At 64.8% G+C, this 21692-nt stretch carries 26 protein-coding genes; 14 read left to right on the top strand and 12 right to left on the bottom strand.

What is annotated here, in order from left to right:
- Positions 1-49: 49 nt before the first annotated feature.
- The 6 genes from ACSC1R_RS04445 (at position 50) to ACSC1R_RS04420 (ending at position 2242) form a co-directional block, all read left to right on the top strand.
- Complete coding sequence (locus tag ACSC1R_RS04445; RefSeq protein ID WP_439027870.1) at positions 50-649, top strand: GNAT family N-acetyltransferase; 600 nt, start codon at positions 50-52, stop codon at positions 647-649.
- Positions 650-1210 carry a GNAT family N-acetyltransferase gene (locus ACSC1R_RS04440; RefSeq protein ID WP_439027869.1) on the top strand — a complete coding sequence of 187 codons (561 nt, stop codon included), beginning with the start codon at positions 650-652 and terminating at the stop codon, positions 1208-1210.
- Between the two features lie 146 nt (positions 1211-1356).
- Positions 1357-1629, top strand: coding sequence for a hypothetical protein (locus ACSC1R_RS04435; RefSeq protein WP_439027868.1), 273 nt, complete (start codon positions 1357-1359; stop codon positions 1627-1629).
- Position 1630: 1 nt separating this feature from the next.
- On the top strand, positions 1631-1834 hold the full coding sequence (locus tag ACSC1R_RS04430) for a hypothetical protein (RefSeq protein WP_439027867.1): 204 nt from the start codon (positions 1631-1633) through the stop codon (positions 1832-1834).
- A gap of 133 nt (positions 1835-1967) precedes the next feature.
- Positions 1968-2096 carry a hypothetical protein gene (locus ACSC1R_RS04425; protein ID WP_439027866.1) on the top strand — a complete coding sequence of 43 codons (129 nt, stop codon included), beginning with the start codon at positions 1968-1970 and terminating at the stop codon, positions 2094-2096.
- The gene (locus ACSC1R_RS04420) at positions 2093-2242 is read left to right on the top strand and encodes a hypothetical protein (RefSeq protein ID WP_439027865.1); all 150 of its coding nucleotides are present in this window, start codon (positions 2093-2095) and stop codon (positions 2240-2242) included. Before ACSC1R_RS04425 ends, ACSC1R_RS04420 begins: the two co-directional genes overlap by 4 nt.
- A 40-nt stretch (positions 2243-2282) precedes the next feature.
- Here ACSC1R_RS04420 and ACSC1R_RS04415 read toward each other — a convergent pair whose 3' ends face one another.
- On the bottom strand, positions 2283-4433 hold the full coding sequence (locus ACSC1R_RS04415) for a heterodisulfide reductase-related iron-sulfur binding cluster (RefSeq protein WP_439027864.1): 2151 nt from the start codon (positions 4431-4433) through the stop codon (positions 2283-2285).
- Between the two features lie 252 nt (positions 4434-4685).
- Between ACSC1R_RS04415 and ACSC1R_RS04410 the strand changes: the two genes are divergently transcribed.
- Together ACSC1R_RS04410 and ACSC1R_RS04405 are read left to right on the top strand one after the other, a co-directional pair.
- Positions 4686-5288, top strand: coding sequence for a transposase (locus ACSC1R_RS04410; protein WP_439027863.1), 603 nt, complete (start codon positions 4686-4688; stop codon positions 5286-5288).
- 25 nt (positions 5289-5313) lie between these two features.
- The gene (locus ACSC1R_RS04405) at positions 5314-5967 is read left to right on the top strand and encodes a CRISPR-associated protein Cas4 (protein ID WP_439027862.1); all 654 of its coding nucleotides are present in this window, start codon (positions 5314-5316) and stop codon (positions 5965-5967) included.
- 33 nt (positions 5968-6000) lie between these two features.
- Here ACSC1R_RS04405 and ACSC1R_RS04400 read toward each other — a convergent pair whose 3' ends face one another.
- From ACSC1R_RS04400 to ACSC1R_RS04385, 4 genes are read right to left on the bottom strand one after another with little or no spacing between them, the layout of a single operon-like run.
- Positions 6001-6465 carry a GyrI-like domain-containing protein gene (locus tag ACSC1R_RS04400; protein WP_439027861.1) on the bottom strand — a complete coding sequence of 155 codons (465 nt, stop codon included), beginning with the start codon at positions 6463-6465 and terminating at the stop codon, positions 6001-6003.
- A 53-nt stretch (positions 6466-6518) separates the two neighbouring features.
- A complete protein-coding gene (locus tag ACSC1R_RS04395) occupies positions 6519-7112 on the bottom strand; it encodes an L-threonylcarbamoyladenylate synthase (RefSeq protein ID WP_439027860.1) in 594 nt (197 codons plus the stop codon).
- 59 nt (positions 7113-7171) lie between these two features.
- Positions 7172-7687 carry a redoxin domain-containing protein gene (locus ACSC1R_RS04390; protein ID WP_439027859.1) on the bottom strand — a complete coding sequence of 172 codons (516 nt, stop codon included), beginning with the start codon at positions 7685-7687 and terminating at the stop codon, positions 7172-7174.
- Positions 7687-7956, bottom strand: coding sequence for a glutaredoxin family protein (locus tag ACSC1R_RS04385; RefSeq protein ID WP_439027858.1), 270 nt, complete (start codon positions 7954-7956; stop codon positions 7687-7689). Before ACSC1R_RS04385 ends, ACSC1R_RS04390 begins: the two co-directional genes overlap by 1 nt.
- Before the next feature lie 131 nt (positions 7957-8087).
- Between ACSC1R_RS04385 and ACSC1R_RS04380 the strand changes: the two genes are divergently transcribed.
- Entirely contained in the window at positions 8088-9491 is a 1404-nt protein-coding gene (locus tag ACSC1R_RS04380) for a hemolysin family protein (RefSeq protein ID WP_439027857.1), read from the top strand.
- Positions 9492-9807: 316 nt separating this feature from the next.
- Here ACSC1R_RS04380 and ACSC1R_RS04375 read toward each other — a convergent pair whose 3' ends face one another.
- Together ACSC1R_RS04375 and ACSC1R_RS04370 are read right to left on the bottom strand one after the other, a co-directional pair.
- Positions 9808-10452, bottom strand: coding sequence for a helix-turn-helix domain-containing protein (locus tag ACSC1R_RS04375; protein ID WP_439027856.1), 645 nt, complete (start codon positions 10450-10452; stop codon positions 9808-9810).
- Positions 10453-10883: 431 nt separating this feature from the next.
- On the bottom strand, positions 10884-11642 hold the full coding sequence (locus tag ACSC1R_RS04370) for a TrmB family transcriptional regulator (RefSeq protein WP_439027855.1): 759 nt from the start codon (positions 11640-11642) through the stop codon (positions 10884-10886).
- A 222-nt stretch (positions 11643-11864) separates the two neighbouring features.
- On the opposite strand from ACSC1R_RS04370, the gene ACSC1R_RS04365 reads away from it, so the two are divergent.
- Positions 11865-12662, top strand: coding sequence for a TrmB family transcriptional regulator (locus tag ACSC1R_RS04365; protein WP_439027854.1), 798 nt, complete (start codon positions 11865-11867; stop codon positions 12660-12662).
- On the opposite strand, the gene ACSC1R_RS04360 is transcribed toward ACSC1R_RS04365, so the two are convergent.
- On the bottom strand, positions 12659-13849 hold the full coding sequence (locus ACSC1R_RS04360) for an inorganic phosphate transporter (RefSeq protein ID WP_439027853.1): 1191 nt from the start codon (positions 13847-13849) through the stop codon (positions 12659-12661). The two genes, ACSC1R_RS04365 and ACSC1R_RS04360, sit on opposite strands and share 4 nt — an antisense overlap.
- An 83-nt stretch (positions 13850-13932) precedes the next feature.
- Here ACSC1R_RS04360 and ACSC1R_RS04355 point away from each other — a divergent pair, with 83 nt between their 5' ends.
- Entirely contained in the window at positions 13933-14727 is a 795-nt protein-coding gene (locus ACSC1R_RS04355; RefSeq protein ID WP_439027852.1) for a hypothetical protein, read from the top strand.
- A gap of 3 nt (positions 14728-14730) precedes the next feature.
- Here ACSC1R_RS04355 and ACSC1R_RS04350 read toward each other — a convergent pair whose 3' ends face one another.
- Positions 14731-15423, bottom strand: coding sequence for a DUF5828 family protein (locus ACSC1R_RS04350; protein ID WP_439027851.1), 693 nt, complete (start codon positions 15421-15423; stop codon positions 14731-14733).
- A 112-nt stretch (positions 15424-15535) separates the two neighbouring features.
- Between ACSC1R_RS04350 and upp the strand changes: the two genes are divergently transcribed.
- The 3 genes from upp to ACSC1R_RS04335 all read left to right on the top strand — a co-directional run bounded on the left by upp (position 15536) and on the right by ACSC1R_RS04335 (position 17919).
- Positions 15536-16213, top strand: a complete 678-nt coding sequence (gene upp, locus ACSC1R_RS04345) for a uracil phosphoribosyltransferase (protein ID WP_439027850.1) — start codon at positions 15536-15538, stop codon at positions 16211-16213.
- A 62-nt stretch (positions 16214-16275) separates the two neighbouring features.
- Positions 16276-16479 (top strand): DUF7569 family protein, encoded by a 204-nt coding sequence (locus ACSC1R_RS04340; protein WP_439027849.1) that lies wholly within the window; start codon positions 16276-16278, stop codon positions 16477-16479.
- A 1158-nt stretch (positions 16480-17637) separates the two neighbouring features.
- Positions 17638-17919, top strand: a complete 282-nt coding sequence (locus ACSC1R_RS04335; protein WP_439027848.1) for a hypothetical protein — start codon at positions 17638-17640, stop codon at positions 17917-17919.
- A 477-nt stretch (positions 17920-18396) separates the two neighbouring features.
- On the opposite strand, the gene ACSC1R_RS04330 is transcribed toward ACSC1R_RS04335, so the two are convergent.
- From ACSC1R_RS04330 to ACSC1R_RS04320, 3 genes are all read right to left on the bottom strand, one after another.
- Positions 18397-20433, bottom strand: a complete 2037-nt coding sequence (locus tag ACSC1R_RS04330) for an alpha/beta fold hydrolase (RefSeq protein WP_439027847.1) — start codon at positions 20431-20433, stop codon at positions 18397-18399.
- A 74-nt stretch (positions 20434-20507) separates the two neighbouring features.
- A complete protein-coding gene (locus ACSC1R_RS04325) occupies positions 20508-21107 on the bottom strand; it encodes an IMPACT family protein (protein WP_439027846.1) in 600 nt (199 codons plus the stop codon).
- Positions 21104-21649 (bottom strand): hypothetical protein, encoded by a 546-nt coding sequence (locus ACSC1R_RS04320; RefSeq protein ID WP_439027845.1) that lies wholly within the window; start codon positions 21647-21649, stop codon positions 21104-21106. The genes ACSC1R_RS04325 and ACSC1R_RS04320 overlap by 4 nt, the downstream gene beginning before the upstream one ends.
- Between the last annotated feature and the right edge of the window lie 43 nt (positions 21650-21692).

Below are 21692 nucleotides of genomic sequence, written 5' to 3'. Positions count from 1 at the left end.
CCGACACACTCCCAGAAGGCCTTTTGTATTCGCTGACACAGACTCGCCTATGCCTGGTTCCCCGTTCCTGCACGGCGAGACCGTGACACTCCGAACGGTCGAGGAGGACGACGCCGAGTTCCTCCGCGACCACAGCAACGACCCGCGAATCCGCCGGCCGATGACGATGACCGGGCCGACGAACCTCGAACAGCAACGCGAGCACATGCCCGATGGCGACGACGACGGCCCCGGCTTCTCGCTGCTCGTCTGCGTCGAGGGCGAACAGACCGGTTTCAACCAGGAGTACATCGCCGACGGCGAAGACGACGAGCAGCCGGTCGAACCCGTCGGTGTCATCTTCTGCTGGCCGCGAGACGAGGTCGCCGGTGACTTCGAAATCGCGTACTGGATGACGCCACCGGCCCACGGCGAGGGCTACATGTCCGAGGCGGTCTCGCTCGTCCTCGAGCACACCTTCGGCCAGCGCCGCATCCACCGCATCCGGGCGCGTACGCTCACCTGGAACGACGGTTCGCGTGCCCTGCTGGAGTCGCTCGGCTTCACCGAAGAGGGCGTCATGCGCGACGCGAAGTTCGTCGACGGCGAGTACGTCGACACCCACCTGTACAGCATCCTCGAAGACGAGTGGCGCACGGAGGACGGCTGAATGCCGGGTGCGCTGTACCTCGACGGCGACGACGTGACCCTCCGGACCGTCGAGGAGGAAGACCTCGACTTCGTCAACGAGCACATCAACGACAGGCGCGTGCGCCTCGGGATGACGATGGCCCACCCCGCACCGATGGCGTCGACACGCCACCACTTCGAGGAGAACGTCTCGAACGACGACAGCGTGAACCTCCTCATCTGCGTCGACGACGACGACCCGGCCGGCATGGTCATCCTGTTCGACATCGACGACCGGCGGGGAAAGGCGGAAATCGGCATCTGGCTCGCACCCGAGTACCACGGGAACGGCTACGGGACGGAGGCCGCCGCGCTCGTGGTCGACCACGCCTTCGGCCAGCGTCGACTCCACCGGGTGCTGGCACGCGTGCTGACGACGAACGACGCCTCCGCCGGCATCTGGGAGAAACTCGGGTTCACCCACGAGGGAACGCTCAGAGAATCGGAGTTCAAGGACGGCGAGTACCTCGGGATGCGCTACTTCGGCCTGCTCTCCGACGAGTGGGACGGCTTCGATAGCTGGCAGGACCGGGACACCTGACTGTGTCCTTTCGCTGAGGGGTCGTTCTCCTTTCTGTCGAAGGGGGTGGACTGATATATCGCCGAGAACCTACGTCTCGTACTCTCCTCGACAGAGATAGCACGTGTCGCACAACGACTATATACTTTATCGGCGTACTGATTAGTATGGTATTCGAGAAGCTCACATTGTTCGAGATCCGGATGGATGGCGCGAAGATCGGCGGCGGCGAGGGCGTCGACATCCCGGTCGAGGTCGAGCGCGACGTCGAGACAGCGTCGGATGCGTCGAGTTCGGGAGCCGGGCGTGCGGTAAAGCTCGCCGTGCTCAGTGTGGTCGTCTCGATTGCAGCCGCCACCATCGCCCGCAGACTCGTCGGCGGCGAGGACGAGTCCGCCGAAATCGAACTCGAAGACGAAGCGGAAGAACTCACGGCCTGAGATGGCCACGCGGACGCGGGCCAGTGCTCGACCCGTCTCGATACTGACGGTCGGGCTGCTGGCGGGCGTCCTCGTCTTCGGGCTTCTCGTCGTGGTCGCCAGTGGGACGCGCACCACGATGGTAGTTGGACTCCCGGTCGCGACGGTTCTCGGTGTGGGAACCGCCGTCGCAACCGTGTTGTACCTGAGAGACCGGCACTGGTGAGTTCGTTTCCTGGCTCGCCGGAGTCGGTGGTTCGGTTCGTCCTTTTTCGACGTGGTGACTGCATCCACAGCGACGGTGCGATTCGTGCCAGTCGATCTATTGTCCGCTGACCTCTCGTAGAAATAATACCGTCATGCAGGCCGAGAACACCGACATCGCGACGAACTCGCTTCGCGGTATCGTGCTCATTCTTGTCGTCTACTCCTTTGCGACCACAGGTGCGGTCGTCTTCGGCGCGAACCCCCTGACATTGCGCTGGTGAACGTCGTCCACGGCGGGCTACTGGTGTTCTTCGTCCACAGGCACGCGCCCACGACCGAGGGCGTGCCAGCCGGTTTCTACGTCGGCGCGGTGCTCCTGCCGGCCATCGCCGGTGTCGCGTACTACCTCCGCTATCGGTCGACGTAGCAGGCCAGCACAGCACCGCGAAAAAACAGCGAAACCGCGTTTACAGCCCGGCCGTCTCTTTCTCGCCGATGGCCTCGACCACGAGTTCGGCCACGTCGACGATTTCGATGTCCTCCTCGAAACCGCCGGTCTTGCGGCCGTCCTCGTACATCGTCATGCACATCGGGCAGGCGACGACGAACTTCTCGATGCCAGCACCCGCTTCCGTCTCTTCGAGTGCCTCGCGGAGGCGTTCCTCGCTCGGCTTGGTCTCCTCTTCGAGTTCCATCCAGAGGCCGCCGCCACCGCCGCCACAGCAGAAGGAGTTGGCGCGGTTACGCGGCATCTCGTGGAGGTCACAGCCCGTCGCCTTCACTAGTTCGCGCGGGGCCTCGTACTCGTCGTTGTAGCGACCGAGGTGACACGGGTCGTGGTAGGTGACGGTGTAGTCGAGTTCGGTCCCAGAGAGGCCGAGCTGGGGCACGAGTTCCTCGACGGCCTGGGTCCAGTGCAGCACCTCGACGTCGCCGTCCTCGTTCCAGAACCCCTCGATTTCGAAGGGCATCATCGGGTCGTCGGCGAACTCCTCGAAGTCGACCTCCGGGTACTCGTTCTTGAACGTGTTGTAGGAGTGCGGGTCGGTACAGATTATCTTCTCGAAGTCACACTCTTCGAAGGATTCGACGTGGTGGCCGGCGAGTTCGATGTAGAGGAACTCCTCGCCGACGCGGCGGATGTCGTTGCCGTCGTACTTCTCGTCGTCGAAGAGGATACCGAAGCTCACGTCGGCGGCGTCGAGGATGGTCGCGAGCGACCGGGCGACCTTCTTGTTGCGCTCGTCGAAGCTCGGGTAGTCACCGACGTACCAGAGGTACTCGACCTCCTCCTCGCGGGCGTCGGGCACGTCCACGTCGACTTTCTCGGTCCAGTCGCCGCGCTTGCGGTTGGGGTCGCCGAAGGTGTTGCCCTTCTGCATGACGTTCTGGAACACGTCCTGGAGCGGGCCCTGAATCTCGCCCATGTCGGTGAGCTGGCGGTTCATCCGGGTGAAGCTCTTGAGGTGCTCGATCTCGACCGGGCAGGCGTCCATGCAGGCCATACAGGACATGCAGGACTCCATCGTCTCGGCCTGAATCACGGAGGACCCGCCGTCGGCGACGATGGTCTTCTCCTCGCCGCCCGCGTCGAGGTTCTCGCGGTACTGCTTCAGGTCGAGGATGACGTCGCGGGGGTCGAGGTTCCTGCCGGAGGCCTTCGCCGGACAGACCGAGGAACAGCGACCGCACTTCGTACAGGCGTCCTGGTCGAGTATCTCCTTCCACGAGAAGTGGTCGATGCTCTCGGCACCGGAGTCGGCGTCGAGGGCTGCCGGGACGGACGGCAGGCGCTTGCCGGCCTTCTCGTCGCGGGCGACCACGTTCGCGAAGCTGGATATCATGTGGAACGGCTTCGCGTAGGGGATGAGCGCGATGAAGCCGAACGCGAGCAGCGCGTGGCTCCACCACATCGCGGGATAGATGTCCGCGGCGAGGTCGGGCGAGATGCCGATAGCCTGGAACACCCGGGCGGTGAACCAGCCGACGAAGCTGACGATCTCGAAGCTGGGGAAGGACTCGCTGCCGCCGCCGCGGCCGAGGATACGCAGCCCCTCGACCATGTAGCCGCCGACGCCGAGCAGGAACAGCGTCCAGACGAACAGGTCGTCCTCGGCGGAGGTGTGTTTACCCCAGAGTCGGTTGTTGCGGACCCAGTACCGGCGGTAGATGGCCATGCCGATGCCCACGACGAACAGCAGGCCCATGGCGTCCATCACCAGCGAGTACGAGAGGTAGAACGCCCCGGAGAGGAACGGCTCGTTCCCGAGTGCCTTCTGCCACAGGTCGATGTCGATGCCGATGATGGTCGTCCCGATGAGCAGGGTGAGAAAGCCCCACATGATGAACGTGTGCATCAACCCGCCGTAGAGGTCGCGGTTGAACTGTTTCTCGTTCGAGGCGACGATCTTCGCCGCCTCGGCGATGCGTTTGCCGAGCTGGTCGGTCCGTTCGAACCAGTCCTCGGTCCCCTGCGTGTACCGGGCGAACCGCTGGTAGACACCCCAGCCGAACGCCAGCACAGCCGCGAACGCGAAGAAGTAGAAGACGACCTCCTCGACGTGGCTGATCTGCCAGAACGTCTCTCGCGTCTGGCCCGATGCGAGCGGAACTGTCATAGTCTATCACCCGGTCGTACAGGGCTTAAATCTTGTCACACCCGGTTCGGGTCACCCCGCTCCCGTCTTGCGGGAATCCAGAACTCGTTTCTAATTCAACCATCGGCTGCCCCACCAGTTCGAATCGCGTGCCGTGGCGCCGGTCGGCAGATTCTATTCGAATTTCTGAAACGATGGCCGCCGGGACGCTCGGCTGGCAGGGCCAGTCACCGTAGCCTTTTATACGAAAACTCGCCTACCTTCTCTCTCACGATGGACGAGAAGACCGAGGAACTCCGAGACATCTTCATCGACGTGACCGACGGGGAGACGGTCACCGAGAAACAGGAGGCCTCACGGGGGTCGCTCACCGACCGCGGCGACGTCTCGGAACGTCTCGAGGCGGTCGTTCGACAGTTGCGCGAGCGGTACGACTTCCGGACGGACCTCGACGACGGCGACCTGTGCACGCTCGTCCGCCTGTACCACGCCGGGAAGAGCGATGCCGACCTCGCCGACGAACTCGACGTGTCGAGACACACCGTCTTCCGGGCGCGAATGGACCTCCACCTGCTTCGCGACGCGGACCTCGACGCGCCGTTCGAGCTGAAGACGCTCCGCGAGCGGCTGGAGGGCGGGGAGGCCATCTCGGCGGTGGCCGAGGACCTCGGTGTGAGCGAGTCGACGCTCCGCCGGTACCGTGACGTCGTCGCGGCCCGGGACCAGTCGCGTGCCGCCAACGACCGCTACCGCGACGAGTTCGCGAGTATCCTCGGTGACGCCGACATCAGCGGCCACCTGACCGAGCAGGTCAGAGAAACCGGTCTGAAAGACGCCACCGAGGACGCCGAACCCGAGTCGAACGTCTCGTTTTAAGTACGAAGCCGCGGCCAGAGTGGCCGTGTTCGCCTTCAGCGACCTCCGCCTCGCCACCTACTGTCCGCGTAAGCTCTACTACGCCAGACGGGGCGACCGAGAGCCACCGGACGAGGTGGCCGAGATTCGAGAACTCGCGTTCCGCTACCGAGACCTCCTGAACGCGACGGACGCCGAGCTTCGCGCCCTGCCCATCGAGCGCACTCCTGCAACCTACCGCCGGACCCTCCGCCGCACCCGTGCCCGAATCGACCGCTTCGACGCCCTCTGTGACCCGGCCGACCGCGACGTGTTCCTGACGGGACAGAACTGCCGCGGCATCGCACAGAAAGTGCTCTCGAACCCGCCCGAACCGGCGCTCGTCTCACCCGGAACACCGCCGGAGAACGGCATCTGGGAGCCCCAGAGCGTGTGGGCGGTGGCAGCCGCGAAGGCTCTCGCCTGGGAGACCGGGCAGCCGGTCGCGCGGGCGTTCGTCGAGTACCCCGCAGTGGGCGAGATACGAGCGGTCCGGATGACCGGTGGGCGGAAGGCCGCGTTCCAGCGCGCGAGGCGGACGCTCGACGCCATCGATGGGCCGCCGCCGCGACTGCGCAACAGTCCGAAGTGTGATTCCTGCGAGTACGCCACCGAATGCGGCGTGAAGACGCGGAGCTTGCGCTCACTGCTCGGGCTGTAGGTGTCTGTCGCCGAACTGCTTACCCCGCGGCGCTCACTCCGCGACGGGGACGTACACGTCGAGCGTCGCCCCCGGGTCGGCGGGGTCGAACTCCGGGCCGTAGTGCTCGAACTCGGGGCCGTCGCCGCGCTCGAAGTCGGCGGCCGGGAACCACTCGTCGTAGACGCGGTCCATCAGTCCCCCGACCGCGTCGAGGCGGGCGGTGAACACCGCGAAGGTCCCACCGGGGACCTCGACCTGCTTGACGCTGTCCGGGACAGTCACACCTGCCGACGGGCTCACGCCCGCGATGTAGGTGAACGAATCGGTGTCGGCGTCGAAGTCGAACAGGACCCCGAACGCCTCCTGCGTGTCGGTGAGGTCAGCATACGTTCCGTGGCGGGTGTCGAAGTCTGCCCAGTGCGCGCCGAGGTCGGTCTCAGAGGTCGCCCGTGTCGAGAGCCCGACGACCGTGAAGCCGTCGTGGTGCTCGATTCGCGGACCGTCAAAATCGTCCATACGTGGGGCCACGGGCGCGAGTGCCTTGGGCGTTACCCGCTCGGCTTGCGTTGTCAGGTCTGCTCGGCCAGCCACGCTTCGATGCGCTCGCCGAGTGCGCCGGGACGGTGAATCTCGCCCGTTTCGACGTTCACGACGGTGCTCTCGGTCCCGTCGGTCACGCCGCCGTCGAGGGTGACCGCCACCTGTTCGAGGAACGCGGGGTCGAGGTCGGCCGGGTCGGTGACGCTCGGGCTCCCGCTGACGTTCGCGCTGGTCGCTGTCACCGGCGTCTCGGCGGCCCGGTAGAGCGCGAGTGCGAGGTCGTGGTCGGGGACCCGGATGCCGACGCGCTCGCGTCCCGCGGTCAGTACGTCAGGGACGTGCTCGCGGCGTGCGCACAGCACCGTGACCGGCCCCGGCAGGAACTCGCGCATGAACCGCTCCTCGCGTTCGCTCGCGTGAACGTGCTCCAGTGCGGCGTCGACACTTGGCACGCCCAGCGAGACGGGTTTGTCGCGGCTGCGTCCCTTCGCCTCGAACACGCGTTCCACGGCGTCGGCGTCGAGTGCGGCCGCGCCGAGGCCGTACACCGTCTCGGTCGGGTAGACCACCAGCTCGCCATCGCGGATGGCCCGTCCGGCCCGTTCGACGTCAGTCTCGGTCATACGGGCGAGTTCGGGACTGGTAGAAAAAACGGTGACGTTGCGGGTCGGGACGACGCCGGTCAGTACGCGTCGAGTGCGTCCTCGACCGCGTCGTAGTCGGGGAAGTCGGGCCACTGCTCGGCGACCCAGGCGTACTCGACGGTCCGGTCCTCGTCGACGAGGAAGACCGCGGGTCGAGGCTCCGAGATGCCCGTCATCCCGTCGAGCGGGTTCTCGATGCCGTACGCTGTCCCCACGCCGTTGGCCGGGTCCGAGAACAGCTCGTAGTCGATGTCGCGCTCTTCGATGAGTTGTTTGTGCGCGTACGGGTCGGAGATGGAGACGCCGACGACCTGCACGTCGAAGCGGCCACCCCACTCGCGGTCGCGAATCTCGTTCCACATGTACGTCGCGGGGAACGCGCCGTCCATCGTGTAGAAGACGAGCAGGACCGGGCCGTCGTCGGTCAGGTCAGACAGCGAGGCGTCGGCCCAGTACTCCTCGTTCACCAGCGGCCGGGTGAAGTCCGGTGCCTCGTCGCCTTCGGCAACGTGGTCCGCCTCGGGCAGGGCGACCACGTCGAAGCCGAGGTCCATCAGTTCGCACCTCCGTCGCCGTAGGTGCCGTGAAGGTACTCGACGATGTTCGCACTCTCGGACATGGTGACGCCGGTGTGCTCGTCGACGATGGCGGGCACGGTCCGTTTGCCCGAGATGCGCTTGACGGCGTTGCGGTCCGAGTGCATCGGTTCGACGAACCGCGACTCGTAGTCGAGGTCGTACTCGTCGAGCACCCGAACGACTCGCTCGCAGAAGGGGCACGCCTGCAACCGGTAGAGCGTGATGCCCGGTTCGCTCTCTGACATACCTCGGGTTTCGCGAGCGAGGGCGGAAAGGTTGTTGCTCCCGGCAGGCCGCGAGCGTGTCAAATCCCTCCCAAACTGGTCAACGAAAGAGAAAAGAGTTAATCCCAGCGGCCACCAAGGGTCACTGTTGAATGGGTTCATCGTCTAGTATTGCGGCCGTGGTCCTCCAGAGCGACGCCCCAGTCATTCTCGGGCGAGAGCTGTCACAGGACGTGGTAGCGATCGGTGGCATCCTGGTCATCGGTGTCTTGATCGCGCTTTCGGCGTTCTTCTCGTCCTCGGAGATCGCGATGTTCTCGCTCGCGAAGCACCGTATCGACGCCCTCGTCGAAGACGGGAAACCGGGGGCCGAGACCGTCGCCGAACTGAAAGACGACCCGCACCGCCTGCTGGTCACCATCCTCGTCGGGAACAACATCGTCAACATCGCGATGTCGTCCATCGCGACGGGGTTACTGGTCGCACTCGGTTCCAGTCAGGGCGAAGCCGTCGCCTTCGCGACGTTCGGTATCACGGCGCTCGTCCTCCTGTTCGGCGAGTCCGCACCGAAGAGCTACGCGGTCGAGAACACCGAGTCGTGGGCACTTCGCATCGCGAAGCCGCTCAAGTGGTCCGAATTCCTGTTGCTCCCGCTCATCATCCTGTTCGACTACCTGACCCGTATCGTCAACAAGGTCACGGGTGGTCGGTCGGCCATCGAGACCTCGTACGTCACCCGTGACGAGATTCAGGACATGATAGAGACCGGTGAGCGCGAGGGCGTCATCGAGGAGGAAGAACACGAGATGCTCCAGCGCATCTTCCGGTTCAACAACACCATCGCCAAGGAGGTGATGACCCCTCGACTCGACATGGAGGCCGTCCCCAAGGACGCCCCCATCGAGGAGGCAATCGAGCAGTGTATCCGGTCGGGCCACGCCCGTATCCCGGTGTACGAGGGGAGTCTGGACAACGTCATCGGCGTCGTCCACATCCGCGACCTCGTCCGTGACCTGAACTACGGCGAGAGCGCGCCCGAGGACATCACGCTGAGCGACCTCATCCACCCGACGCTGCACGTCCCCGAGTCGAAGAACGCCGACGAACTGATGGCCGAGATGCGCGAGAACCGCATGCACATGGTCATCGTCATCGACGAGTTCGGCACCACGGAGGGGCTGGTGACGATGGAGGACATGATAGAGGAAATCGTCGGCGAAATCCTCGAAGGCGAGGAGGAAGAGCCCATCGAGGCCATCGACGAGGACACCTACATCGTCAAGGGCGAGGTGAACATCGAGGTCGTCAACGAGGCGATGGAGATAGAACTCCCGGAGGGCGAGGAGTTCGAAACCATCGCTGGCTTCATCTTCAACCGGGCCGGTCGGCTCGTCGAAGAGGGCGAGGAGATAGAGTACGGCGACATCCGCATCACCGTCGAGGAAGTCGAGAACACCCGCATCATGAAGGCACGGCTGACGCGGGTCGAATCTAGCTCCGTCGAGGACGACGAGGCTCCCGAAGCCGAGGCTGGCGAAGTTACGTCGAGCGAGTAGGACAACCGGCTCTGGTCGTCACTCGTCGAATCGTTTTACCACTTCAGTGATAGCGACCTCCCAGTCAGGGAGGTCCGATTCGTATCTGCAGTTCCACCCACCTTCGACGTCGACGTCATTTTCGTGTGCGGTACGGACGAGTTCCCGGAGTCGCATCGAGAACTCGGTCTGGGATCGTGGCTGATTCTCTTGCATCGTGCATACCCTCCTCTCCCCCCGATACTGGCGCAGTCGACCGTAATTATTTAAAAATTTACTATGGCTCCATTACTGGCCGGTATCTGGCGCAGTGACCAGTAGAAGTGTCGTCGGGGAGTCACTCCGTCAGCATCGTCGTCGCCAGGTACGACCCCATGGCACGACGGAGTCGCTCGGAGACCGCCTGACTCGAGACGTCCAGTTCGTCCGCGAGCTCGCAGAGCGAGGTGTCACGCGGGATGTTGAAGTACCCTCGTTCGTACGCGAGCCAGAGGGTCTGACGCTGGACTTGCGTCAGTGGGTCGGTGCCACCGTCACCGGTGACGCCGCCGTTGCCTTTCCAGGTGACTTCGAACTGGACGTTCTCGTCGTGGAGTGTATCGACGAACTGTTGTAGTTCGTCCTGCCCGCGAAACCGGAGCGTGAGCCGTATCGTCGCGTCGATGACTTCGGCCCTGGTCGCCATCGCGTCGGTTCGCTCGATGCCGTCGGCGACGGGGCCGAGGCCGGCCGCGAGTCCGAGTTCGTACAGCGACCGCTCGTCGCCGCTGTCGAGGCGTTCGGCGCGCGCGATTGCCGGATGTGACCGCAGCACGTCTGCAGCGTCGTCGTGGTCTGGTCCCGAGACCCAGAGTGTCGTTCGCTCGCCAGCCGTGAACGGGACCATGCGTTCGAACGTGCCGGTCTGACTCGGTTCGAGGAGTGTCTCCTTTCCGGGCAGGACGGACGAGACGTCGACGCCGAGTGCGAGTGAGACCGTCATTTCATTGTTCCTGTTTCTGTTCGCAACCGTCGGTGACTCGCCTGAGTGACCATCTGCCTTAAACCGTACGGCCGATGATAAGATAAACGGCCACCATGGATACGCAAACGAGGGGGGACAGAACGGCGAGTAGAAACGGGGATGTTCGCTAACTGTCGGGTTTCTCTATCTCGGTGATGAGGACCTCGTAATCCGGCATACTGGGTCCGTTACGGCAGTTGAATGCGCCTTCTACGTCGACGTCGTTCTCGAATGCGGTACGAAGGAGTCGGCGAAGTTGTCGACGGAACTCCTGACTCGTCTGCGGCCCGCCTCTCTTTGGGTTCTTCATAGTGTCTGATTCGGCCTGATTCGGCACGCTTCTACGGTCTGTGTTGGCGTATTCCAGACCGATACAAAAACGTGGGTGTTACGGCCGGAGTGACACCGTCTCAGTCGGCCGTGAATATCGTCTGCACGAGAACCACCAGCGCGTTGTGTGGGTCCGTCGACCAGATCGCTTCCTCGTTTAGCGGGTCGTCGTGACCGTTCGTTCCGACGAGGGCGACGCTCTCGTCGACGAGGACCAGTCGCGACGGCTGGGTGTTCGTCTCCCCCATCTGTAGGTGGACGTGGTCGGCCGACTCGAACCGACGTTCGAGACGCCGGTCTATCGTGTCACCGATGGCCCCGAACGTCAACTCGACCCCGCGACTGTCCGCTGCGAGTAACTGGCTGAGGACCGAATCGGAGAGATACGCGGGGTCGCTGAAGAATCGAACCGACTCGTTGGCACTCTCCAAAAACAGTTGGAGGCGGTCTTCGATGGCTTCGGTACCACTCGCGAACCAGACGCCCTCACTGTTGTCCGCTGTGTCCCTGACTTCGAGTTCGTCGAGGGTCGCGCTCAGGGTGTTGACGTTTCGTTTGTACTCTCGTCTGAACCGTTCTGTCGTCGCTTTCCGCGTGAGGGGGACGAACCGCTTCGGGGTCCCGTTCTGGACGTCTACCAGCCCACGGTCCTCGAGCCGTTCTATCTCTTCGTACACTTTCGTCCGCGGAACGTCGGAGATGTTGCTGACCTCACGGGCGGTCCCGGTTCCGAGTCGGAGGAGGCCGACGTAGGTTCGTGCACTGTACTCGGTCAACCCGAGGTTGGTGAGGATGTCCACCGACCGTGCGACCGCTGACTCTTGGTCGTCGCCTGTCATTGGTTGGTGAGATGGGGACGCCGCTGTGGCCTTGGGTGCGAATAGTCTGTACACGATGATGAACCTTTTGTGAGAAAGTGAGTAAACGACCCCTGCGGCCATCTGTATTGTTGTTACTATAGTCGTTACAAACCCAATCTCTTTTGTATGACACTGCTCTATCTGTGCTAATGACGAACAGTCGGTCGCGCTGCCGAAACTCCGACTCGTCACCCCGCACAGATGAGTCACACAAACCCAGTAGAAGAGGCGACGACGTTGCTCAAAGACCTCGGACTAAAGCAGTACGAGGCGAAGTGTTACGTCGCCCTCGCGCAACTGCCGACCGGCACCGCGAAGAAGGTGAGTGACGTCTCTGGGGTCCCCCGGACCCGGGTGTACGAGGCCGTGAGGCGGCTCGAATCGAAAGGTCTAGTCGCCGTACAGAAATCGAGTCCCCGGCGGTTCCGTGCCGTTCCCATCTCGGACGCGGTCCGTCTCATTCGCAACGAGTACGCGACCCGGCTCGACGAACTCGCCGAGACCCTTCGGGATATCGAACCGAAGAGCACGGAGACCGAGAACGAGGTCTCGAACGTCTGGACGCTCTCCGGAACCGACGCTATCTCGACGCGGGCGCTGAGCTTCGTCCGGGAGGCGACCGACGAGGTCATCACCGTCTTCGGGTCCATGGACGACGTGACCGACGAGTTCGTGGAGGCGCTCGTCGCGGCGACCGACCGAGGTGTCGAGACGTACGTCGGGACGCTCTCGGAAGCCGTCCAGACCGAGTTCGAACGTCGCGTCCCGGAAGCCACCGTCTTCCAGTCCGGGCTGGAGTGGTTCCTCCCGCCGGAGGACCAGTACGGTTCCTCCATCGGTCGGCTGCTGCTCGTCGACGGGTCGACGCTGTTGCTCTCGTCGGTCAGTGGTAATCCGCCGACCGAACGTGCGGTCTGGGGAGAGGGGCTGGAAAACGGGCTCGTACTCGTCGCCCACCGCGTCGCGTCGGTCGGAATCGGGAACCAGTTCGACCACTAGACCACGGCGTCGACCGCGAGAAACGCGAGGTAGCTCACGACGAACGCGAGGACCAGTGACCCCGCCCACGCGAGCACGGTGTACACCATCTTCTTGCGACTGACGCCTGCACCGCCGGCGGCGAAGCCCGACCCGACGATGGCGCTGACGATTATCTCGTTGAACGAGATGGGGACGCCCAGGAAGATGGCGGTCTGGGCGATGGCGAAACTCGGGATGAGCGCGGCGATGGACCGACGCGGTCCGAGCGAGGAGTAGTCTTGCGAGAGGGCTTTTATCATCCGGGGTGCGCCGGTCCACGACCCGGCGAGGAGGCCGAGACCACCACCGACGAGGAGGGCGACCGTCGGCACCGAGAAGTCCGAGAGGAGCGGGGCGAGCGGGCCGACGGCGAGACCGACCTGGCTCCCGCCGGCCGAGAACGCGACGAGCGCCCCGAGGACCAGCAGGAAGTGACGCTGTCCGGCCGTCTCGTCGGCTGCCATGTCCTGGGCGAGCGCGAGCGCGGCGACCGCACCGAGGACCAGTGAGACGAGCGCCATGTCGACCAGCGTCGAGCCGGGCATCGACAGCGCCACCGTCCGCGCGATGGACTGGCTCTCGCCGGGCGGACCGAGCAGGACGAAGTTCACGTTCGCGATGATGGCGCCGACGATGCCGGCCAGTAGCGGGACGGCGAGACGTTCGCTGACGCCCTCGGCCCGGAGCAGTCGGGCGACGACGTAGGCGACGCCCCCGCCGACGAACGGCACCGCGACCCACATCGACACGATGACGCGGTACTTCTCGTACGCCGGCTGCCCACCCAACGCGAGTCCGACGCCGACGACCGCGCCGGTGACGGTGAAGGCGGTCGCGATGGGGTAGCCGGCGAAGATGCCGATGGCGACGAGCGCCCCCGCGATGAGCAGGCCGACGGTCGCCGCGAGCGCGGTCAGACCGCCGCCGGCCGGGAAGAGGACGAGTTCCTTCCCGACCGCGTCGGTGACGCCCTGGCCCTGCAACACGGCGCCGGCGAAGCCAAGGATACCGACGAAGAACCCCGCTCGCATCACCGAGATGGCGTTCGCGCCCACGGCCGGGGCAAACGGAGTCGACCCGGACGACCCGGCACCGATGGACCACGCCATGAACAGACTGGCCAGTCCCGCCACGAAGAACGTCGCAATCGTCGCGGCGCCTACCATTGTCGGCCACGTCGATGGGCGGGTATAAGTCGGTGTCGTCTCGACTCCCAACCTATACGGCCCCCAGCCGAGTACGCCCGGCCATGGCTGTCACCTCCTCCCTCACCACCTACCTCCGCCGTGGCTGGTTCCGCGTCTCCGACGACAGGCTCCTGTTCGTCTTCCCACTGCTGGCGTCGCTGCTCTACGTGGACCGACTTCGGCGCGTGCTGGTCGGTGCCGACGTGGCCTCCATCAAGTTCGGCTTCCCGACGGGCCTCGGGACCCTGGATGCTTTCGTGAACGTCCCGGTCCCCGAGGGACTCACCGTCTCGCCGCTGTTCTTTCTCACCCCGGTCGCGCTGGCGGCCGACGCCGCCCTGACGGCGGCCTACCTCGGCCGACTCCGCGGCACGATGCACGGCCGGGAAGTCGACCCCGTCGCGGCGGCTGCCGAGCGGTTCCTCCCCCTCCTCGGTATCGTGGTGTTCAACTTCGCCGTCGTCTTCTCGCTCGTACTCGTCGGGGTCGTCGCATCGGGGCTGGTGTTGCTCGCGATTCCGTTCCTCCTGCTCCTCGCCTACCTGTTCTACGCCGCCCCCTACCTCGTCGTGGTCGAAGACCGCGGCGCAGTCTCGGCGCTCGGTCGAAGCGCCGAACTCGCCAGGCAGGGTGGCGAATACCTCTCGTTCGCGGTTCAGTACATGCTGTTCACTGCGGCCGTCTCGTTCCCGCTCTCGTTCGTCGTGTACAACACCGGCATCCTCGGGCTGGTCGTCGGGGTCCTCGTGACGATGCCACTCGCCGTCGCGGTCAACGCAGCGACCATGCTGTTCGTCGAGGACCTCGTCGGTGCTGGCGGTGATAGCCGGACCCGGTCGGAGTGGGTCGAGTTCTGAGAATCAGTTCGTCGAGGGCTTCGACCGGTCTTCGGACTTCGGCGGTTCCACGCCCTCGGCCGCCTCGACCTGTGTCGTCTCCTTCTCCACGTCGACGTGCCAGCGGTCGACGGTGTCCTCGTACTCGTAGAGGCGGTCGGCGACCTCGGGCTTGAGGTCGTCGTCGTTGACGTTCACCTCGAAGATGAACAGTTCCTCGCGGCCGCCGGTCTGCTGGAGGTTCGCGGAGACGAGTTCGTTGTCGAAGTAGTACGGCGCGAGCTGGGTCATCACTCGCTGGTACACCGTGCTCTCGACCTTCCGGAGCGCCTTTCGCCCCGCGGAGTCGGCCGCCCGCGCGACGTACTCGATTGACTCGTTCCACTTGTCCACCGCGTCGTCCGTGTCGCCCTCCTCCAGTCTCTCGTAGGACTCCGAGAGCTTCTCGCCGGCCGTCTGGACGTCCTCGTTCGGCTTCTTCCCGGCCTTCTCGCCCTGTCCTTCGCCGACACTCGCCTGCTCTGCGGTCTTCTCCGGCACGTCCTCCTCGATGGTGTCGGTCGCCTTCGGTCGCCACTCGTCCCACGCGTCGAACGCATCCGCGTACACCCCGGTGTTCGCGTCGAGGTCCCGGAGCGCGCGTGTTACACGCTCGCCGTGTTCGACGACATCGTGCCACTCGCCGCGCACCTTGAACCCGGAGATGCTCTCTTCCATCGGTCGTTGGCTCCTAAGCCACCGTGCGTGATAAACTTTCCAGCGGTCGTGTGAACAGGGCACTCGGGCGGGTTTCAGGGGCTTTATGCTGATTCCGACTGGTCCTCTACGTATGACCATCGAGGACCGAGGCGACGCGTACCTCGTCACGCACGCACTCGCCAAGGACACGCTGTCGAAGCTGCGAAGCATCGAGACGGAACAGGTCGCGTTCCGCAAGGGCCTGGTCAAGCTCGGCCGCATCTGTGGCTACGAGATAATCGACGGGCGCATGGAGACCGAGTACGTCGAGATACAGACACCGCTGGAGACGACGATGGGCGAGCGCGTCAAGGGGCTCGACGACGTCGTCATCATCAACGTCCTGCGTGCCGCGACGCCGTTCGTCGAAGGGCTGCTCAAGGCGTTCCCGCGTGCCCGACAGGGCGTCATCTCCGCCTCGCGCGACGAGGAGGCTGGCCGCAACGAGGACGGCCAGTTCCCCATCACCATCGACTACGTCAAACTCCCCGAGATTCACGAGGAAGACACCGTCATCGTCGCGGACCCGATGCTCGCGACGGGGTCGACGATGTGTGCCGTCCTCGAACACGTTCAGGAGCAGGCACCCGACCCGGAGCACCTCATCGTGCTCTCGGCCGTGAGCGCGCCGGACGGGCTGCTCCGTGTCGGGAACGAGGTGCCCGAGGCGGACCTGCTCACCGTCTCCATCGACGACCACCTCGACGACGACGGCTTCATCGTGCCCGGCCTCGGCGACGCGGGTGACCGCGCGTTCCGGACGACGTAGCGTCGAGGCCCGCTCGACGGACGACCTGAACGTCTTTAACCGAGGACCGCGAGGGTTGGCGCATGAGCGACGACGCGTGTGACGACTGTGGGGAACCAGTCTCCGATGCGCTGTCCCGGACGGTGCAACTCGCGGTCGACCGGACCCAGATAGACGCCCAGCGGCTCTGCCCGGACTGTTTCGCGACGTGGATTCGGCGCTACCAGGAGGAGATGCAACCAGAGCAGGGGCCGGTCATCGAGGACGACGACATCATCGTCGACTGAGGACACCAGCGTATCTGGTAGACGATTCGGGGCCCGGTGTGGTCGGTGCCACCGGCCAAAACGAATATCAATCGTATGTGAAACTTATGCTGGTCTGGTCGTACCACCGTGTAGAGAGGCTCAATGAACGCCGATTTCAACGAACGTGTTCTACTCAAACGTTCAAAACAGGAGATATTCGAGGACCATTCTGCCCCAGATACGATTCTCGAACGACTGTTCCGTGAGAACGAAGCGTCGCTCCCGGACGACTTCCTGCAGACCGCTTCCCCACGCCGCCCGAACGACATCCTCGTGATTCGGGGAAAGACGGAGTGGTTTCGACGTCGCACGTGGACGGAAGACCTCGAACTCCGTGACGAGGACTTCGTCCGTAGCGAGTACACGGCTCCCCCGAGTGGAACTGTGTCGATAGACGAGTTCGAAGCCCTCCAGGGAAAGAAGTACGTCAATCTCGAATCACAGCAGTTCGGGGCGTGTTCGGCGTGTGACGGCACACCAGCGTCGACGTGTCGTGTCTGTGATGGGGCTGGGGCGCTCACCTGTGGGCGGTGTGAAGGCCACGGTTCCAACGGCTGTCCCTCCTGTGACAGTCACGGTGCGAAGACCTGCAGCGATTGTGACGGTGCTGGATCCTCTCTCTGTGAAACGTGCGACGGGGACGGTACCGTCGTCGTCGAAGACGATTGTCCCAACTGTTCGAACGGCATGATTCAGGTGAACGAACACTGCTCGCAGTGCCAGGGGGGTGGAACGATACGGGAGGATGGAGAAGAGAAACCTTGTCCTCGCTGTAACGACTCGTGGAACGCCAGTGGTGGGGTCGTCAGCCTCCAGAAGTCCTGTCCACAGTGTAGTGGCCGTGGAGTGACCCGTCGGCGGGTCACCTGTTCGGACTGTCGTGGGAAACAGACCGTGGACTGTGAGAGTTGTGCCACCACCGGATCGGTCGAATGTACTGTCTGTCGCGGCAGCGGTACCCGTGCGTGTAACCGATGCGATGGGAGTGGCGAAACCGACTGTACGGACTGCGAGGATGGCGTCATAATCTGTGATACCTGTGAAGGAGACGGTGAGACGCACAAACTCTCCGTGTGCCACACGACCATCGCTCCTGAAAAGATAGACAGCAATCACGGTGCCTTCCCGAACGGTGTCGTGGAGCGAGACGTCGACTGGACCGACGTCGGTGTGTTCTACCTGGATGTCGAAGAAAAAGCTGGGACAGCCGTCGGAACTGAACCGACGAACGTCGACATCGGGTCTCTCGACGAGAATCTCTTCCGAATCGACACCCGGTTCGCGTCGATCCGGGAGTTGACGTACGATTACGAGGAGCAGAACTTCCGGGTGCGCGAACTGAACGGTGAACTCCACTTCACCCGTCATCCGGAACCGTCGTCTCGTGGTTTCCTCGACCGGCTCAAAGGGCTCTTTTGAGTGGGTTCTCACAGCCCCGTCCCGCCACTTGGTGATCCACCACTGAAGGCTGATTTGAACCCCCTGGTTTCGGGTGCGAACCACCCGACTGCGATACGATGTCTGACGCGTCTGACCAGACGAAACGCCCCCCGGAAGGGCTATTGAGTGCTATCCAGTGGGTTCCTCCACTGGACAATTTCGGTTCCGCCGAGCGGACACGTGGCCGTGTCACCCACCTGAACCCCCTGATTTCGGGTCGAAACCACGGGACTGCTGGCGGGTTCGACGGCAGTCGACACTGCCGAACTGGACCCCAGTAGTGCTACAGAGGGGCACGTTCGACTCACGAACCGGCCACTCCGAGAACCGGCTGGAACCCCCTCGTTTCGGGTCTAGAACGCGTGACTGCGGAGGGTTCGACCGCCTCGAGTTCCGAACGAAACGACCGTCAACACGTCAACGTTTCTCACACCGCTCGGAACCCGCCAGTCACGCTCACTCCTCGTCGTCCTCGCCCGCCGAGAGGCCCGCGTCGGGCGCACGCTCCAGTGCAGGCGGCACGTCTCGATAGTCGGAGTAGCCGTCGAACCAGCGCTGGATTCGCTCGATGCGGTCGACGACGTGGGCGGGTTCGCCGGAGCGAGAGAGTTCGTGGCCCTCGCGCGGGTAGCGCACGAATCGGGTCGGGGTGTTGGCCTTGCGCAGGAACCGGAACAGCAACTCGGCACCGCCGATGGGGACCCGGAAGTCGTTCTCGGCGTGCATCACCAGTGTGGGCACGTCGATGTTCTCGGCGTGGGCGACCGGCGAGTGCTCCCAGAGGAATTCCGGTTCGTCCCACGGGAGCGCGTCGAAGTCGCCCTCGACGAGTTTGTACGCGACGTCGGTCGACCCGTAGAAGCCCACCAGGTCGTACACGCCGCGCTGGGCGACGACGGCCCGGAACCGGTCGCTGTGGCCGGCCAGCCAGGCGGTCATGTAGCCCCCGAAGGAGCCGCCGGTCAGGAAGACGTTCGCCTCGTCGATGCTGTCGCGTGTACACACCTGTTCGACACCCGCGAGGACGTCGGCGCTCGTGACTGCACCCCAGTCGCGCTCGATGGCCGCCATGAACTTCTCACCGTAGCCCGCCGAGCCACGGGGGTTACAGAAGAAGACGCAGTAGCCCGCGGCAGCCAGCGACTGGAACTCGTGCCACATCGTGTCCGACGGCGACCACATGACGTGCGGGCCACCGTGGACCTCGACGACGAGCGGGTAGGTTTCGTCGGGGTCGAAGTCCGGCGGGGTGAGCAGCCAGCCCTGTATCTCGTCGCCGTCGGGGTTCTCGACGGAGAGCTCCTCGGGCTGACAGACCGCCCGGTCGTCGAGGTACCCGGAATTGACCCTGGTGAGCCGTGCGCCCTCGCCGCCGCCCGGCGTCGAGAGGAAGACGTCGCCGGGATGGTCCCACTCGCTGGCGACGTAGGCCGCAACGTCCCGACCGACGTCGAAGTCGGTGACGTGCATGTCCCGGCCGGCCACGACCGTCGTGTCGTCCGCCGACTCGCCCTCGTCCCAGCGCACACGACGCAGCACGACCGACCCGGCCTCCGGCGTCGGGAAGTAGAGCAGTTCCTCGTCTGCCCCCCAACAGATGTCGGAGTCGTAGGCCATCGTCCGGTCGAGGCCGGCCGTCGGCGTGTGGGTCTCTCCGGTCGACGGGTCGTAGACGCGAATCTCGGTCTGGCGCAGGGTCGCCTGTTCCGTGGGCGTGTGGAAGTAGGCGACCCGCCCGTCACTCGTCGCCCGCAGCGGCGTCCCCCAGTTGGTGTCGGTCGTCAGACTCGTCTCGATGGTCGTCTCGAGGTCCTGTTCGAATATCTCGACCGTCAGCGAATCGTCCGGGTCGTCGCCGACCTTCCGCCCGTAGTACAGCGTCTCGTCGTCGACCCAGTCGACCCCGACGTGGTCCACGTCACCGGTCGTGAGCCGCCGGACCGAGTCGTCCGCGAGGTCGGCCGCGTAGACGTGGGTCCGCCGCCCGTCGAGATACTGAGCGTTGGCGCGGTAGACCGTCCGGTCGATGACCCGTGGGTCGGGTTCCTCGGCCTCGTAGTCCGGGTCGACGTGGCGGTCACGGTCCGTCTCCTGGTCCTCGCGGGTCACCTGCTGGCAGAACGCGATGCGCTCGCCGTCGGGGCTCCAGGTGATGGCGCTTACGCCCCCCACGACCGACGTGACCTGTCGGGCCTCGCCGCCGTCGGCCTTCACGACCCACAGTTGCTGGCGGTCGTCGTCCTCGCCACGGGTGCTGGTGAACGCGAGGCGGTCCCCCGACGGGCTCCACGTCGGCTCCGCGTCGACCCCCTCGGCGAGCGTGAACCGTTCCAGTTCGTCCCCACCGACCGGGGCGACGTACACCGTAGCCTCGTAGGATTCGTCGTCTTTCGGCACTTCCCGCACGAACGCGACGCGCTCGCCACCGGGAGAGACGGCAGGAGACGACGCGAGCACGAGGTCGCGGTAGTCGGAAGGTTCGACGGTCTGCATGGCCCGGACCACGAATCGGGGGGAAAAGAACGCTTGGGTGCCAGCGAAGACCGATCGGGGGGACCGGTCGAGACTCAGTCCGAAATCTCGGCGCGCCCACTCGTCGCGCTCCGGATGCGGTCCCGGAGCGACTCCGCCTCGGCGACCGCGACGCGCACGTCGAAGCTGACGCGGGCCTCGTAGTCGGCCTCGAAGTCGACGCCCGCGGATTCGAGTATTCCTCGTACTGAACCCGAGTCGTCGTAGTCGACGGTCACGCCGAAGCGCTCGTGCGGGCGCGCTTCGACGACGCCGGCGTCGTCGACGGCTTCCTTGACCGCCCGCGAGTAGGCCCGGACGAGGCCGCCGACGCCGAGGTTCGTCCCGCCGTAGTAGCGCGTGACGACCGCGACGACGTCCTCGAGGTCGCGCTGGGCGAGGACGTTCAGGGCGGGCTTCCCGGCGCTACTCGTTGGTTCGCCGTCGTCGCTCGACCACTCGCGCAGCGGGTCGGCGCGGACGCGGTAGGCCGGAACGTTGTGGGTCGCGTCGTCGTACTCGGCTTCGACGGAGGCGATGAACGCCTCGGCGTCCTCGACCGTCTCGACGGGCCTGACGTGGCCGATGAACTCCGACCCCCGTATCTCGAAGCGGGCTTCGCCGGGTCCCGCGATGGTCTGGAAGGTCTCTGTCACGCGGTGGCCTCCGCGTCGGAATCGGGGCTGGCGTCGGCATCACCGCTGGAGCCGCCGTCCTCGCGGTCGGCGGTGACCATCGCGCGGCGCTCCTCGCGGAGTAGCACCGCGAGAACGACGAGCAGGACGCTCTCGATGACTTTGCTCGCGAGCAGCTCCCACTGTGAGAAGAGGTGGTCGACGAGGGTGACCAGTATCGAGCCGTGACTGTGGCCGGTGTCCTGCCACGCGGGGGCGATGGTGAGCTGCCCGGGTTGCGGGTGGCCGCCGAGCAGCAGCCAGCCGCCCAGGTAACAGCACATGAGGACGATGCCGAGGCTGTAGACGTAGTCGCGTCGCACGCCGGCGGCGGCCATGCCGATGCCGACGGGGACCGCGATTGCGGAGAGGACGAACAGCACCATCCGGGGGTCCGTGAACGGTCGCCCGGCGTCGATGTAGGTGTACAGCGCCCGCCACCCCAGCCAGAGGTGGATACCCGCGGTGGCAACCGCGAGCTGTGCCGCGACGAATCTGAGGGCTGTCTCTACCTTCTCGTCCATAGTCGTACTCCGTAAGCCGCCCCCAATAGCGCGTCGGTTCAGG

It is taken from the genome of Haloarchaeobius ordinarius (genome assembly GCF_051801355.1).
GTDB lineage: Archaea > Halobacteriota > Halobacteria > Halobacteriales > Natrialbaceae > Haloarchaeobius.
This window is presented reverse-complemented; position numbering and strand designations above follow the sequence as displayed.